At 61.2% G+C, this 13,960-nt stretch carries 13 protein-coding genes; 8 read left to right on the forward strand and 5 right to left on the reverse strand.

The annotated features are described in order from the left end of the window. Positions 1 to 77 precede the first annotated feature (77 nt). The 8 genes from BFP89_RS01020 to BFP89_RS01055 all read left to right on the forward strand — a co-directional run bounded on the left by BFP89_RS01020 (position 78) and on the right by BFP89_RS01055 (position 9,499). On the forward strand, positions 78 to 1,361 hold the full coding sequence (locus BFP89_RS01020) for an L-pipecolate oxidase (RefSeq protein ID WP_065883352.1): 1,284 nt from the start codon (positions 78 to 80) through the stop codon (positions 1,359 to 1,361). Positions 1,362 to 1,735: 374 nt separating this feature from the next. Further along, entirely contained in the window at positions 1,736 to 2,869 is a 1,134-nt protein-coding gene (locus BFP89_RS01025; protein WP_065883353.1) for a branched-chain amino acid ABC transporter substrate-binding protein, read from the forward strand. A 210-nt stretch (positions 2,870 to 3,079) separates the two neighbouring features. Further along, positions 3,080 to 3,994: an ABC transporter permease subunit gene (locus BFP89_RS01030; protein WP_034125666.1), complete on the forward strand. Its 915-nt coding sequence runs from the start codon at positions 3,080 to 3,082 to the stop codon at positions 3,992 to 3,994. A 2-nt stretch (positions 3,995 to 3,996) separates the two neighbouring features. After that, the gene (livM, locus tag BFP89_RS01035) at positions 3,997 to 5,274 is read left to right on the forward strand and encodes a high-affinity branched-chain amino acid ABC transporter permease LivM (RefSeq protein ID WP_065883355.1); all 1,278 of its coding nucleotides are present in this window, start codon (positions 3,997 to 3,999) and stop codon (positions 5,272 to 5,274) included. Next, entirely contained in the window at positions 5,271 to 6,146 is an 876-nt protein-coding gene (locus tag BFP89_RS01040) for an ABC transporter ATP-binding protein (protein ID WP_065883356.1), read from the forward strand. The genes livM and BFP89_RS01040 overlap by 4 nt, the downstream gene beginning before the upstream one ends. Next, positions 6,143 to 6,859, forward strand: coding sequence for an ABC transporter ATP-binding protein (locus BFP89_RS01045; protein WP_065883357.1), 717 nt, complete (start codon positions 6,143 to 6,145; stop codon positions 6,857 to 6,859). Before BFP89_RS01040 ends, BFP89_RS01045 begins: the two co-directional genes overlap by 4 nt. 764 nt (positions 6,860 to 7,623) lie before the next feature. Next, complete coding sequence (locus BFP89_RS01050; RefSeq protein WP_065883359.1) at positions 7,624 to 8,388, forward strand: SDR family oxidoreductase; 765 nt, start codon at positions 7,624 to 7,626, stop codon at positions 8,386 to 8,388. 205 nt (positions 8,389 to 8,593) lie between these two features. Beyond that, positions 8,594 to 9,499 (forward strand): cation diffusion facilitator family transporter, encoded by a 906-nt coding sequence (locus BFP89_RS01055; protein WP_065883360.1) that lies wholly within the window; start codon positions 8,594 to 8,596, stop codon positions 9,497 to 9,499. Between the two features lie 123 nt (positions 9,500 to 9,622). Here BFP89_RS01055 and BFP89_RS01060 read toward each other — a convergent pair whose 3' ends face one another. From BFP89_RS01060 to ureE, 5 genes are all read right to left on the reverse strand, one after another. After that, the gene (locus tag BFP89_RS01060) at positions 9,623 to 10,732 is read right to left on the reverse strand and encodes an AGE family epimerase/isomerase (protein ID WP_065883362.1); all 1,110 of its coding nucleotides are present in this window, start codon (positions 10,730 to 10,732) and stop codon (positions 9,623 to 9,625) included. 561 nt (positions 10,733 to 11,293) lie between these two features. Then, positions 11,294 to 11,866 carry a HupE/UreJ family protein gene (locus BFP89_RS01065; RefSeq protein ID WP_065883363.1) on the reverse strand — a complete coding sequence of 191 codons (573 nt, stop codon included), beginning with the start codon at positions 11,864 to 11,866 and terminating at the stop codon, positions 11,294 to 11,296. A 20-nt stretch (positions 11,867 to 11,886) separates the two neighbouring features. Further along, positions 11,887 to 12,501: an urease accessory protein UreG gene (ureG, locus tag BFP89_RS01070; RefSeq protein WP_017849719.1), complete on the reverse strand. Its 615-nt coding sequence runs from the start codon at positions 12,499 to 12,501 to the stop codon at positions 11,887 to 11,889. Positions 12,502 to 12,522: 21 nt separating this feature from the next. Further along, positions 12,523 to 13,197, reverse strand: a complete 675-nt coding sequence (locus tag BFP89_RS01075; protein ID WP_065883366.1) for an urease accessory protein UreF — start codon at positions 13,195 to 13,197, stop codon at positions 12,523 to 12,525. Next, positions 13,194 to 13,694, reverse strand: a complete 501-nt coding sequence (gene ureE, locus BFP89_RS01080; protein ID WP_065883367.1) for an urease accessory protein UreE — start codon at positions 13,692 to 13,694, stop codon at positions 13,194 to 13,196. Before ureE ends, BFP89_RS01075 begins: the two co-directional genes overlap by 4 nt. Between the last annotated feature and the right edge of the window lie 266 nt (positions 13,695 to 13,960).

Below are 13,960 nucleotides of genomic sequence, written 5' to 3' on the forward strand. Positions count from 1 at the left end.
GGGGCAAGCCCCCTCCCACAGTTGAGCTCATTTACACGTCAAGATTGTGGTCTGTTAGGTCTCATCGGAGTCTGGCAATGGCGCTGCGCGAAACATGTTTATGGGAACACCTCACCCCCAACCGGCCGGATCGTGCCGCGCTCAAGGGTGAGGTCAAGGTGGATGTGTGCGTGATCGGCGCCGGCATCACCGGTTTGTCGGCCGCCATTCATTTGCTCGAACAGGGTAAAAGTGTTGCGGTGCTGGAGGCCCATCGCACCGGCCACGGTGGTTCGGGGCGCAACGTCGGGCTGGTGAACGCCGGTATGTGGATCCCGCCGGACGAGATCGAAGCCGGGTTCGGCACAGCGGTAGGCAGCCAGCTCAACCGCATGCTGGGCGCAGCACCGGCGCTGGTGTTCGGCCTGATCGACAAGTACAACATCGATTGCCAGTTGCGTCGCGAGGGCACCCTGCACATGGCGCATAACGCCCGTGGCGAGGCGGATCTGCGCAGTCGTGAAGAGCAATGGAAGCGCCGTGGCGCGCCGGTCGAGTTGCTCACAGGGCAGGCCTGCGAGCAGGCCACCGGCACCACGAAAATCGCCGCCGCCTTGCTGGACCGACGCGCCGGCACCTTGAACCCCATGGCCTACACCAGCGGTCTGGCGAATACGGCCGTCGGGTTGGGCGGGCAGTTGTTCGATCATTCCCCCGTCACCCGGCTTGAGCGCCAGGGTGCAGTCTGGTCTGTGCAGACCGTCCAGGGCGCGGTGCAGGCCGCCCAGGTGGTGATCGCCTCCAATGCCTATACCGAAGGTGAATGGACCGAACTGCGGCGTAATTTCTTCCCCGGTTACTACTATCAGGTGGCGTCGGCGCCGCTCACCGATGACGCCGCCGGGCGCATCCTGCCTGGCGGCCAGGGTTCATGGGACACGCGCCAGGTGCTGAGCAGCATTCGCCGCGACGCCGATGGTCGTCTGTTGCTCGGTAGCCTGGGCAACGGTAACCAGAAACCGGCCTGGTTCCTCAAGGCGTGGGCCGATCGGGTGCAGCAGCATTACTTCCCCTATCTCAAATCGGTGCAGTGGGAATACACCTGGACCGGCTGCATCGCGTTTACCCCCGATCACTTGATGCGTTTGTTCGAGCCGGCGCCCGGGCTGGTGGCGGTCACCGGCTACAATGGACGCGGCGTGACCACCGGCAGCGTGGTCGGCAAGGCGTTTGCCGACTATTTGTGTCACCACAATCCCCAGTCGCTGCCGATTCCCTTCGCACCGATGCAACCCCTGGCGGGAGCGGGCCTGCGCAGTTGCCTCTATGAAGCGGGGTTCTCGCTGTACCACGCGGGGCAATGCCTGCGGATCGTGGTCTGACCCGCGTAACAGCGCTCGTTAGCCGGTATTTTCTTAGCCGGCTACCCATCTGTATTGGTGCAAGTCGTAGCAATCACGCACTGTAAATGTGCAGTTCCGTTACGCACGGGGTTACAGCGCCTGGAGCTGTCGTTTATCCCTTCGGTTGCAGGTGCCACCGTTCAAGGTTGCACTTTTTTGGCTTGCTGGTTGCACCCGTCGAGACTAGACGGTTGCACGTCCTGGCGGGGGGACGCGAAACGCGTGCAATAACAATGACACCGTGTCTTTTTGAAGAATAAAAAAGTAATGGCACGCGGCTTGCTCTGAGCTTTCAGTGAAAGGTTTGAATGCAAGTTGTCGTGCCAAAAATCAAAAATATCGGAGCACCACTCATGTCCCAGACGTTTTACAAGAAAGGTTTTCTGGCCCTCGCCGTTGCAGCGGCGCTGGGTGTTTCTACGTTTGTTCAAGCTGATGTGAAAATTGGTGTGGCAGGCCCGATGACGGGCGCCAACGCCGCTTTCGGTGAGCAGTACATGAAGGGTGCCCAGGCGGCAGCCGATGTTATCAACAAGGCCGGTGGCATTAACGGCGAGCAGATCAAGCTGGTGGCCGGCGATGACGCCTGCGAGCCAAAACAGGCCGTTGCCGTGGCCAACCGCCTGGCCGACCAGGACAAAGTGATCGGCGTGGTCGGGCACTTCTGCTCGTCCAACACCATCCCGGCGTCTGAGGTCTACGACGAAGCGGGCATTATCGCGATCACGCCCGGCTCCACCAACCCACAGGTCACCGAGCGCGGCCTGGGCGCCATGTTCCGCATGTGCGGGCGCGATGACCAGCAGGGCATCGTCGCCGGCGACTACATCGTCGACGTGCTCAAGGGCAAGAAAGTCGCGGTGATCAATGACAAGGACACCTACGGCAAGGGCCTGGCCGACGCCACCGCTGCCCAGCTGACCAAGCGCGGCGTCAAGCCGGTGCTGGAAGAAGGCCTGACCCGTGGCGAGAAAGACTTCAGTGCCCTGGTCACCAAGATCCGTTCCATTGACGCCGATGTCGTGTACTTCGGTGGCCTGCATCCCGAAGCAGGTCCTTTGGTTCGCCAGATTCGCGAGGCAGGCCTCAAGGCCGCGTTTATGTCCGATGACGGCGTAGTGACCGATGAACTGGCAAAAACCGCCGGTGGCAACCAGTACGTGGATGGCGTCTACATGACCTTCGGTGCTGACCCGCGTCTGTTGCCAGAGAGCAAGGCGGTGGTGGATGCCTTCCGTAAAAGCGGGTACGAGCCGGAAGGCTACACCCTGTATGCCTACGCCTCGATCCAGGCCCTGGCCGCCGGCTTCAACGGCGCCAAGTCCAACAAGGGTGAGGACGCTGCCAAGTGGCTCAAGGCCAACCCGGTTAAAACCGTCATGGGCGAAAAAGCCTGGGATGCCAAAGGCGACCTGAAAATCTCCGACTACGTGGTTTACCAGTGGGATAAAGACGGCAAATACCACCAGCTGGAAAAGCAGAAGTAATTCAACCGACTGCATGACCTCCCTGTAGGAGCGAGCTTGCTCGCGAAGAACGTCAACGATAACGCTGGTTTCCTGGATGCACACGGCGTTCTCTGGTTTTTCGCGAGCAAGCTCGCTCCTACAAGGGAGGGCGCGTGCCTAGCCTCTGTTTTCCTCCAGAAGCGCCGCACACCCCTCGGTGTGCAGGTGCTCACCGCGTGAGATTGCGTTATGGATGGTATTTTCCTGCAGCAACTGGTCAACGGCCTGACCCTCGGGTCGGTCTATGGCCTGATCGCCATCGGCTACACAATGGTCTATGGCATCATTGGCATGATCAACTTCGCCCACGGCGAGGTTTATATGATTTCCGCTTACCTCGCGGCGATCAGTCTGGCACTGCTGGCTTACTTCGGCATCGAATCCTTCCCGCTGCTCATTCTCGGCACCCTGATCTTCACCGTGGTCGTTACCGGCGTATACGGTTGGGTCATCGAACGTGTCGCCTACAAACCGCTGCGCAACTCCACCCGACTGGCACCGCTGATCAGCGCCATCGGCATCTCCCTGATCCTGCAGAACTACGCGCAGATCGCCCAGGGTGCCAAGCAACAAGGCATTCCCACCCTGCTCGCCGGCGCCTGGCGCGTGGATATCGGCACCGGCTTCGTGCAACTGACCTACACCAAAGTGTTCATCCTCGTGGCGGCTTTCGCCGGCATGGCGTTGCTCACCTACATCATCAAATACACCAAGCTCGGCCGCATGTGCCGGGCCACCCAGCAAGACCGCAAGATGGCCTCGATCCTGGGCATCAACACCGACCGCGTGATCTCCTACGTGTTTGTCATCGGCGCCGCCATGGCTGCCCTGGCCGGCGTGCTGATCACCCTCAATTACGGCACCTTCGACTTCTACGCCGGCTTCATTATCGGCATCAAGGCGTTTACCGCAGCGGTGCTCGGCGGCATCGGCTCCCTGCCTGGGGCGATGCTGGGCGGGATCATCCTCGGTATCTCCGAGTCGTTGTTCGCGGGGTTGATCAACTCTGACTACAAAGACGTGTTCAGTTTCTCCCTGCTGGTGGTGATTCTGATTTTCCGTCCCCAGGGCCTGCTTGGTCGCCCACTTGTGGCGAAGGTGTAAACATGTCTGCTGCCAAATCCATTGATATCAAGAAAAGCGTGGTCGATACGGTCCTCGCCGGGCTGATTTCGCTGATCGTGTTCGGCCCGATCGTAGGCGTGGTGCTCGACGGCTACAGCTTCAACCTGGAACCTGCGCGCGTTGCCACGTTGGTCGCCATTGTGATGGCCGGGCGTTTTGCCTTGAGCCTGTTCCTGCAAACCCCCAAGGGCGTGAAGATCCTGCAGGGTTTCGAAAGCAGCGGCTCCGGCGTGCACGTGTTGCCGCCGGACTACAAATCGCGGCTGCGCTGGATCATTCCGGCACTGATCGTGATCGCCATCGTGTTCCCGATTTTCGCCAACAAGTACCTGCTCACCGTGGTGATCCTCGGGTTGATCTACGTGTTGCTCGGCCTGGGGCTGAACATCGTGGTGGGCCTGGCCGGTCTGCTCGACCTGGGTTACGTGGCGTTCTACGCCATCGGCGCCTACGGCCTGGCGCTGGGTTATCAATACCTCGGCCTGGGCTTCTGGAGCGTGCTGCCACTGGCGGCGATCGCGGCGGCTTTGGCGGGGTGCATACTCGGATTCCCGGTGCTGCGAATGCACGGGGACTACCTGGCCATCGTGACCCTGGGCTTTGGTGAAATCATTCGCCTGGTGCTGAACAACTGGCTGTCGTTTACCGGCGGGCCAAACGGGATGCCGGTGCCTTCGCCGACGTTCCTGGGCCTTGAGTTCGGCAAGCGTGCCAAAGATGGCGGGATTCCGTTCCACGAGTTCTTCGGTCTCGATTACAACCCCAACATCAAGTTCATGTTCATCTACATCGTGCTGTTCCTGGTGGTACTGGCCGTGCTGTACATCAAGCATCGCCTGACCCGTATGCCGGTGGGTCGCGCCTGGGAAGCCTTGCGCGAAGATGAAATCGCCTGCCGGTCCATGGGCCTGAATCACGTGCTGGTCAAACTCTCGGCGTTCACCATCGGCGCTTCCACCGCCGGGTTGGCCGGGGTGTTCTTTGCCAGCTACCAGGGGTTCGTCAACCCGTCGTCGTTTACCTTCTTCGAGTCGGCGTTGATTCTGGCCATTGTGGTGCTGGGCGGCATGGGCTCGACGGTCGGCGTAGTCATCGCGGCGTTCGTGCTGACCGTGGCGCCGGAACTGCTGCGCAGTTTCTCCGAATACCGCGTGCTGTTGTTTGGCGTGTTGATGGTGGTGATGATGATCTGGAGACCGCGTGGCCTGATTCGGATCAGCCGCACGGGTGTGACACCACGCAAGGGGGTGGCGCCATGAGCAAGGAAGTCGTGCTGTCCGTCGAACACCTGATGATGCACTTCGGTGGCATCAAGGCCCTGAGTGATGTGAGCCTCAAGGTTGAACGCAACTCGATCTTTGCCCTGATCGGCCCCAACGGCGCCGGCAAGACCACGGTGTTCAACTGCCTCACCGGCTTCTACAAGGCCAGCGGCGGCAAGATCGAACTCAACGTGCGCGGCAAGCAGACCAACGTGATCCAACTGCTTGGCGAGCGTTTCCAGGCCACCGACTTTGTGTCGCCCAAAAGCTTCCTCAGCCGCGTGTACTACAAAATGTTCGGCGGCACCCACCTGGTGAACCGCGCCGGCCTGGCGCGGACCTTCCAGAACATTCGCCTGTTCAAGGAAATGTCGGTGCTGGAAAACCTGCTGGTGGCCCAGCACATGTGGGTCAACCGCAATATGCTCGCGGGCATCCTCAACACCAAGGGCTACCGCAAGGCTGAAAGCGATGCGCTCGACCACGCCTTTTACTGGCTGGAAGTGGTCGACCTGGTGGACTGCGCCAACCGTCTTGCTGGCGAGCTTTCCTACGGCCAGCAGCGCCGCCTGGAAATCGCCCGTGCCATGTGCACGCGACCGCAGATCATCTGCCTGGACGAACCGGCAGCGGGCCTCAACCCGCAGGAAACCGAAGCCCTCAGTGCGATGATTCGCCTGCTGCGCGACGAACACGACCTCACGGTGGTGCTGATCGAACACGACATGGGCATGGTGATGAGTATTTCCGACCACATCGTGGTGCTGGACCACGGCAACGTGATCGCCGAGGGCGGGCCGGACGCGATCCGCAACGACCCGAAAGTGATTGCCGCCTACCTGGGCGCGGACGAAGAGGAGCTGGTATGAGCGGGCCTATCCTCGAAATGAAGGACCTGGACGTGTTCTACGGCCCGATCCAGGCCCTGAAAAAAGTCTCGCTGCACATCAACGAAGGCGAAACCGTCAGCCTGATCGGCTCCAACGGCGCGGGCAAATCCACGCTGCTGATGTCGATCTTCGGCCAGCCTCGGGCCGAGTCGGGGCAGATTCTCTATAACGGCGTGGACATCACCCACAAGTCGTCCCACTACATTGCCTCCAACGGCATCGCGCAGTCGCCGGAGGGGCGGCGGGTATTCCCCGACATGACCGTCGAGGAAAACCTACTGATGGGCACCATTCCCATTGGCGACAAGTTCGCCGGTGAGGACATGCAGCGCATGTTCGAGCTGTTCCCACGGCTCAAGGAGCGGCGCAACCAGCGGGCGATGACCATGTCCGGCGGCGAGCAGCAAATGCTCGCCATCGCCCGCGCGCTGATGAGCCGGCCCAGGCTGTTACTGCTCGATGAGCCGAGCCTGGGCCTGGCGCCGATTGTGGTGAAGCAGATCTTTTCCACCCTGCGCGAGCTGGCCTCCACCGGGATGACCATCTTTCTGGTGGAGCAGAACGCCAACCACGCCCTGCGCCTCTCGGACCGGGCGTATGTGATGGTCAACGGTGAGATTCGCCTGACGGGGAGCGGCAAGGAATTGCTGGTGAACGAGGAAGTGCGCAACGCCTACCTCGGCGGTCACTGACTGCGCAATACCCTGTGGGAGGGGGCTTGCCCCCGATAGCGATTCGTCAGTCAGCACATCTGACACTGACCCACCGCCATCGGGGGCAAGCCCCCTCCCACATTTGATTTCGAGTGGCTTTTGAAATTGTGGAAAACAATTCCAGCCCTCCTCCAAAGCGCGACATATAGCCGCCGCAAATCCCTGTTTTGTCACAGTTTTGACTTGTCCCCATCCACTGTGGAACCGGCTGTGGGTAACGTGGGAGTACCTGGCTGCAAGCCTTTGAATACGTGGCCTACAGGCTTGTGGTCGTTTTTTGATCAGGGGCTTTTTCACGACCGTCCGAGGGTTTTGTCAACCTGTTTAAAGACACAGGTATATGACCGAAACAGGTCAGTTCAGCCTGTGGATAAGTCTGTGACTAAACTCTGGAAAGACCGCCGCAGAGGCCGGAATGACTGGCCTGTAGCCATCGTTCGTATCCCATCGAGTGAAATTGCCTGCATACGCCTTGCGTTCTGGTCAAGCAAAAAACTTTCCGCAAACACCTGCAAGCCTTGTATACCGTGGCCCGAGGCGATGTGCACTTGCCCCCAAAGACTGTGGGCGCAGTTGTGGATAACCTGCGCGTACATGGCTGCAGGCCGCGATTCATATAGCGCTGCCAGGTGTGGTTAAAAAATGATCAAGCCAGCATGTAGGTGTGCGTATAGCGGTTGCCGCAACGGCGGCGTAAGGGCATTCTGCTGGCAACTTTTTTCGTTGCCCGCAAGGAGAACACCATGTCCGACACGCTGTTTATTACTGGCGCCACATCAGGTTTCGGTGAAGCCTGCGCCCGCCGTTTTGCCGAGGCCGGCTGGAAACTGGTGCTCACCGGCCGGCGTGCCGAGCGCTTGAACGCGCTGGTCGAAGAGCTCTCCCGTCAGACCGAAGTGCATGGCCTGGTGGTGGACGTGCGTGATCGCCAAGGCATGGAAGAGGCCATCGCCAGCCTGCCGCCATCGTTCGCCACGCTGCGCGGGCTGATCAACAACGCCGGCCTGGCCGTGGGCACCGACCCTGCGCCCAAGTGCAACCTCGACGATTGGGAAACCATGGTCGACACCAATATCAAGGGCCTGTTGACCACTACCCACCTGCTGCTGCCGCGCCTGATCGCCCATGGCCGTGGCGCCGGGATCATCAACCTGGGTTCCATCGCCGGCAGCTACCCCTACCCGGGCAGCCACGTGTATGGCGGCTCCAAGGCGTTCGTAAAGCAATTCTCGCTGAACCTGCGCTGCGACCTGCAAGGCACTGGCGTGCGTGTGACCAACATCGAGCCGGGCCTGTGTGAGAGTGAGTTTTCCCTGGTGCGTTTCGGTGGGGATCAGGCGCGCTATGACGCGACCTATGCCGGCGCCGAGCCGATCCAGCCGCAGGATATTGCCGACACAATCTTCTGGGTGCTCAACACCCCGGCGCACGTGAATATCAACCGGCTGGAGTTGATGCCGGTGAGCCAGACCTGGGCTGGGTTTGCGATTGAGCGTGGGGCCAAGTAAGGCTTTAGACCGAGGCGCTGCCATCGGGGGCAAGCCCCCTCCCACATTGGATCGGGTTCACAGATTTTGATTTGTAATCCATTCAAGTGTGGGAGGGGGCTTGCCCCCGATGGCGTCAAATCGGCCAAAAACAGGCCATAAGGTACACTCCACCCCTGAAAACCCCTCCGCACTGTGCGGTCTAAAGGTTTTGACGGGAGGAAATGTGAGTAACCGAGGTGAGCAGGCACTGCTCAAACAATCGACCATCCTGATGTTCGCCGTCGCGATCGCCGGGATTGGCACGGGTGTGATATCCGGCGCCCAATCCATTCTGTTCGACGGCTTTTTCTCGCTGATCGCCACCGCCATCAAGGTGCTGATGCTGATCACGGCCAAGCTGATCGCCAAGAAAAGCAACGAGCGTTTCCAGTTTGGCTACTGGCACCTGGAGCCGATGGTGCTGTTGATCGAAGGCAGCTTCCTGCTGCTGATCGCCATCTATGCGTTTCTCAACGGTGTGTTCGGCATCATCAATGGCGGTCGCGACATCGAGTTGGGGCTGGTGATCGTGTATGCGGCGGTGTTTACCGTGGTGGAATTTGCTTACTTCTTCTATGTGCGTTACCGCAATCGCACGCTCAAGTCATCGCTGATCCAGTTCGACAACATCAGCTGGCTGGTGGACGCTATGCTGTCGGTGGGTTTGCTGATCAGCTTTCTGGCGGCACTGGTGCTCAAGTCCCAGGGCTATGGCGAGTGGGCGGTGTACGTCGACCCGCTGATCCTGATTCTGCTGGCCCTGAGCATGCTGGCGCCGGCGTTCAAGATCCTGCGCCCGGCCTTGCGTGAGGTGCTGGGGATTGCCCCGGATCACTTGGACGACACCGTGCGCGAAGTGATGGACGCGGCGCAGGCCAGGCATGGCTTCGACGACTACGTGTCCTACGTGCAGAAGCACGGGCGGGCACGATTCATTGAAATTCATGTGGTGTTGCCGGCCGATTACCCGGTGGATAAGGTCGCGACCCTCGACGGGTTGCGCGAAGAGATATCCACAGCGCTGGGCACGCCGGATGCGGCGCGCTGGTTGACGATCAGTTTTACTGGGGATCGCAAGTGGATTGCGTGAGGGCTGTTAGACCGAGGTGAGGCTATCGGGGGCAAGCCCCGTCCCACCTTTGATTTGTGAATACAGTCAAATGTGGGAGGGGCGGTGCGACGATTCGACTTGCCCCCGATGAGGCCCTGAAGATCAGCCCAAATACTGGATCAGACCCTGATAGCAAGTCGCCAAATGATAAGGCGTGGTAGACGGCATATCCCTCCGGCTCACCTGACCCTCGGCATCCAGGCATTCATGCCAGCCCTTCTCATGCAGGAAATGCTCTTGCAGCGCCAGCAATTGACGCTGCAGCACCGCCTCGCTGCCGGGGCGCAAGGTCAATGCCCGCAGGTACTCGGCCTGGGCCCAGATACGCTGGGTGCCGTCGCGCACCGTGCCATCCACTGAAAGCATGCCACTGACCGCACCGCTCAACTTATCCACACCGGTGTGTTCGGCATAGGCGAACGCCCGTGTCAGCGACGCATGCAGCGGTGTGCCGCGCAGTACGGGCGAGGACTCGAGCAAAAAGAACCATTCGAACTGGTGCCCCGGTTCAAACCAGTTATCCACAGCACCCAGCGGTTTTTCCAGCATCACGCCATGTTCGCGGTCGATGAAGCGTTGTTGCATGGCCGTCGCCAATGCCAGCAAGGCCGCTTGTACCTCGGCGTCCTCACGCACCGCGAGGGTGGCAAGGAAGCCTTCGGCCAGGTGCATCAACGGGTTTTGCAACGGGCCGGACTTGAGCGAGGCCCAGTTGCGGTCCAGCACCGCTTCATACAGGCCGTCACCGGTGGCGAAGCGTTGGGCGACCACTTCCAGCGCGGCGTTGAGCACCGACTCCACCAAGGGTTCACGTACCTTGGCCCAGTATTGGGCGCAGGCAAAGATGATAAAGGCGTGGGTGTAGAGGTCTTTGCGTTTGTCCAGTGGCTGCCCGGTCGGGTCGATGCTGTAGAACCAGCCGCCGTGTTCGGCGTCGTGGAAATGCTGTTGCAGGGAACGGAACAATTGCGCCGCACGCGCTTGCGCGAAGTCCGTGCCGGGCTCGCCGATCAGGCTGGCAAACAGGTACAACTGGCGGGCGCAGGCCATGGCGCGGTAGCGTTGCGGGGGCAGTGGCTGATGATTGGCGTCCAGCGCCTCAAACGGTAGTGCCAGGTCGGCATTCCAGCCCGGGCCCTGCCACAGCGGCACGATCAGGTCATGGAAGTGCGTGAGCACGGAATTCAAAGCGGGTGGAGAAGCGATGGGCATTGGCTGGCGTCGTCACGGCAGGGGTGTGGCGCGCATGTTATCAGGCTTGGGAACTGTGGTGTCTGTGGCGCCGCTATCGGGGGCAAGCCCCCTCCCACCTTTGATTTGTGAATACCGTCAAATGTGGGAGGGGGCTTGCCCCCGATGGCGGCCTCAGGGCCTACCAAGATGGTGGATTGGACCGAGTACATATCCGTTTCTGCGGTAACGGCTGCTATGGGTTCCGCTTTTACAGCGGCTCACTTTTGAAAAGCGCAAAAGTAAGCAAAACGCTCTTGCCCCACCACTCGGCACCTCGCCCAGGCTCGGTGTGCCCGAACGCAGGCTTGAATCCGTGGGCCGCCGCCACGCGCCATCCATGGCGCGGGGCGGCTAACCCGGCGTCCTGCCGGGTTGCCCACGGATTCAAGCCTGCGTTCGGCCAGCGTGGTTTAACGGGGCGCCTGAGATCAAGATCAAAAGCAGATCAAGATCAAGGGCGACTCGCTTCGCATCGTGGTTACGGTTGAGCGCTACAAAGTTGTGTAGATGCCCCGATGAGGCCTTCAGCAGCGCTGAAGATCAGCCCGCCAGCAACCAGACTCCAGTCGCCGCCGAAGCCGCCCCCGCCACCCGTACCAACGGTGCCGCCGCCGCAGGCAGGAAACGCACCACCGCGTAACCCGCCGCATGCAACGCAGCCGTCGCGCCGACAAACCCTGCCGCGTACGCCCAGGGGCTGGACATGTCCGGCAGTTCCAGGCCATGGGCCACGCCATGGAACAATGCAAACAACGCCGTTGCCCCCACCGCCACCCACAGCGGTGGCCGCACTGCCAGCGCTACCGCCAGGCCCAGCGCCAGCACCGATGCGGCGATCCCGCTTTCCAGTGCCGGCAGTTGCAGGCCTTCAAAACCGAGCATGCCACCGATCAACATGGTGCCGACAAAGGCACACGGCAGCGCCCAGCGTGCGTTGCCTTTTTGCTGCGCCGCCCACAGGCCGACCGCAACCATGGCCAGCAGGTGGTCGAGCCCGCCCAATGGGTGGCTGATACCGGCGACCAGGCCATTGTCGCCGTGGCCCGGGTGAGCGAAGGCGAGGGCGGGGGCCAGCAGCAGCGCGGCGGTGGCGAACAGTTTCTTGAGGTTCATAAACAGGCTCCGTAGGGGAATCAGGCAGCGGTCAGCAGGCCTTGACGTTCGATAAAGGCGACGATTTCATCCAGGCCGACGCCGGTTTTCTGATTGCTGAACACAAAGGGTTTGCCATTGCGCATGCGTTGGGTGTCGCTGTTCATCAATTCCAGCGAGGCGCCCACCAGCGGCGCGAGGTCGATTTTGTTGATCACCAGCAGGTCGGATTTGCAAATACCGGGCCCGCCCTTGCGCGGCAGCTTGTCGCCGGCGGACACATCGATCACGTAGATGGTGAGGTCCGACAGCTCGGGGCTGAACGTCGCCGACAGGTTGTCGCCGCCGGACTCCACCAGAATCAGGTCCAGGCCGGGAAAGCGGCGGTTGAGCTGGTCCACCGCCTCCAGGTTGATCGAGGCATCTTCGCGGATCGCCGTGTGCGGGCAGCCGCCGGTTTCCACGCCGATGATGCGTTCCGGTGCCAGGGCCTGGTTGCGCACCAAAAAATCAGCGTCTTCGCGGGTGTAGATGTCGTTGGTGACCACCGCCAGGTTGTAGCGGTCGCGCAGCGCCAGGCACAGGGCCAGGGTCAGGGCGGTCTTGCCGGAGCCGACCGGGCCGCCGATGCCGACGCGCAGGGGTTGTGTGTTCATGGTGGGTTCTCCAAAAAAGACTCAGGAACGGAACAGGCGGCTGTACTGGCGCTCGTGGGCCATGCACGCCAAAGACAGGCCAAACGCGGCGCTGCCAAGGTGATCGGGTTCGACGCGGCCAGCCTCGTGCTGGGCCTGCTGCAACAGCGGCAGCAGTTCGCTGGTCAGGCGCTGCGCGGCTTGCTGGCCCAGGGGCAAGGTTTTCATCAGCACGGCCAACTGGTTTTCCAGCCAGCTCCAGAGCCATGCGGCGAGGGCGTCGTCGGGGCGGATGGCCCAGGCCCGTGCGGCCAGGGCCCAGCCAAGGGCCAGATGGGGTTCAGGCTGTTGGTCAAGGAAATCACGGGCGTCGGCGTCCAACTCCGGCAGACCACTGAGCAGTTGTTGCAGGGAGTAGCCCATCTGCCGGCTCTCCTGATACAGCTCGCGGGTTTCGCGGCTGGCACGGTGTTCTTCACACAACTGCGCCAGGCGCGGCCAGGCCTGTTCCGCTGCGGCGCGGCAGTGGGCGAGCAGCAATGGCGCTTCGAAACGTGCGAGGTTGAGCAGCAATTGGTCGCTGATCCAGCGTCGCGCGCTGGCGGCATCGTTGACGCGGCCGTTCTCCACCGCCATTTCCAGGCCCTGGGAGTAGCTGTAGCCGCCAATCGGCAATTGCGGACTGGCCAGGCGCAACAGCGCCCAGGCCGGGTTCATGGACGCACGCCGAACTGATGCAGTTTGGGCGCGTAATTGAAGTCTTCGTCACCATGGCGCGAGTGATGATGACCGCCGCCATAGGCGCCGTGCTCGGGCTGGAAGGGCGCTTCGATGGGGTGCGCATCGGCGCCCAGCTGTTCCAGCATGGCCTTGAGCACATAGTCATCGAGCAGGCGCAGCCAGCCATCGCCGACCTGCAGGGCGACATGGCGATTGCCCAAGTGATAGGCCGCGCGGGTCAGTTCAAAGGCGTTGCGGCAGGTGACGTGCAGCAGTTGTTCAGGGCGCGCGCAGACACGTACGACGCGTCCGTCCTCGGCTTGCAGGAATTCGCCATCGTGCAGCGGCGGTTGCCCACGCTCCAAAAACAGGCCGACGTCTTCACCGTCGGCACTGAAACAGCGCAGGCGGCTTTTGCTGCGGGCTTCGAAGTTCAGCAGCAGCTCGGCGGACCAGAGGGCCTGGGGGGCGATTCGGCGGTGGATCACCAGCATCGGAGGGTTTCCAGCTATTAACGATAAAGGGGCTATAAAGGTGGTAGAGCAAGGGCCTTGCCAACCCGGCAGGCGCGTAGGAAATCCCTGTCAGCAGGGCGCGAGCGCTACACGGCAGAGCATTCGTAAAGGGCGAGCGCGTTGCAATTTGGTGCGCTTGAGCGGCGCTCGGCACCAGGAAGGGGCATTTTGCGTGGAGTAAGCCGACGTATTGCATGAAACATCTTTCATACAATTCGTCATTTTGGCTTTAAGGAATAATCCTA

This window comes from Pseudomonas sp. 31 R 17 (assembly GCF_900004915.1).
Classification (GTDB): domain Bacteria; phylum Pseudomonadota; class Gammaproteobacteria; order Pseudomonadales; family Pseudomonadaceae; genus Aquipseudomonas; species Aquipseudomonas orientalis_A.

What these genes read in the sequence shown, in the direction of transcription:
- BFP89_RS01020 (WP_065883352.1), top strand. Translation starts at nt 78, where the DNA reads ATGGCGCTGCGCGAAACATGTTTATGGGAACACCTCACCCCCAACCGG.
- BFP89_RS01025 (WP_065883353.1), top strand. Translation starts at nt 1,736, where the DNA reads ATGTCCCAGACGTTTTACAAGAAAGGTTTTCTGGCCCTCGCCGTTGCA.
- BFP89_RS01030 (WP_034125666.1), top strand. Translation starts at nt 3,080, where the DNA reads ATGGATGGTATTTTCCTGCAGCAACTGGTCAACGGCCTGACCCTCGGG.
- livM (WP_065883355.1), top strand. Translation starts at nt 3,997, where the DNA reads ATGTCTGCTGCCAAATCCATTGATATCAAGAAAAGCGTGGTCGATACG.
- BFP89_RS01040 (WP_065883356.1), top strand. Translation starts at nt 5,271, where the DNA reads ATGAGCAAGGAAGTCGTGCTGTCCGTCGAACACCTGATGATGCACTTC.
- BFP89_RS01045 (WP_065883357.1), top strand. Translation starts at nt 6,143, where the DNA reads ATGAGCGGGCCTATCCTCGAAATGAAGGACCTGGACGTGTTCTACGGC.
- BFP89_RS01050 (WP_065883359.1), top strand. Translation starts at nt 7,624, where the DNA reads ATGTCCGACACGCTGTTTATTACTGGCGCCACATCAGGTTTCGGTGAA.
- BFP89_RS01060 (WP_065883362.1), bottom strand. Translation starts at nt 10,732, where the DNA reads ATGCCCATCGCTTCTCCACCCGCTTTGAATTCCGTGCTCACGCACTTC.
- BFP89_RS01065 (WP_065883363.1), bottom strand. Translation starts at nt 11,866, where the DNA reads ATGAACCTCAAGAAACTGTTCGCCACCGCCGCGCTGCTGCTGGCCCCC.
- ureG (WP_017849719.1), bottom strand. Translation starts at nt 12,501, where the DNA reads ATGAACACACAACCCCTGCGCGTCGGCATCGGCGGCCCGGTCGGCTCC.
- BFP89_RS01075 (WP_065883366.1), bottom strand. Translation starts at nt 13,197, where the DNA reads ATGAACCCGGCCTGGGCGCTGTTGCGCCTGGCCAGTCCGCAATTGCCG.
- ureE (WP_065883367.1), bottom strand. Translation starts at nt 13,694, where the DNA reads ATGCTGGTGATCCACCGCCGAATCGCCCCCCAGGCCCTCTGGTCCGCC.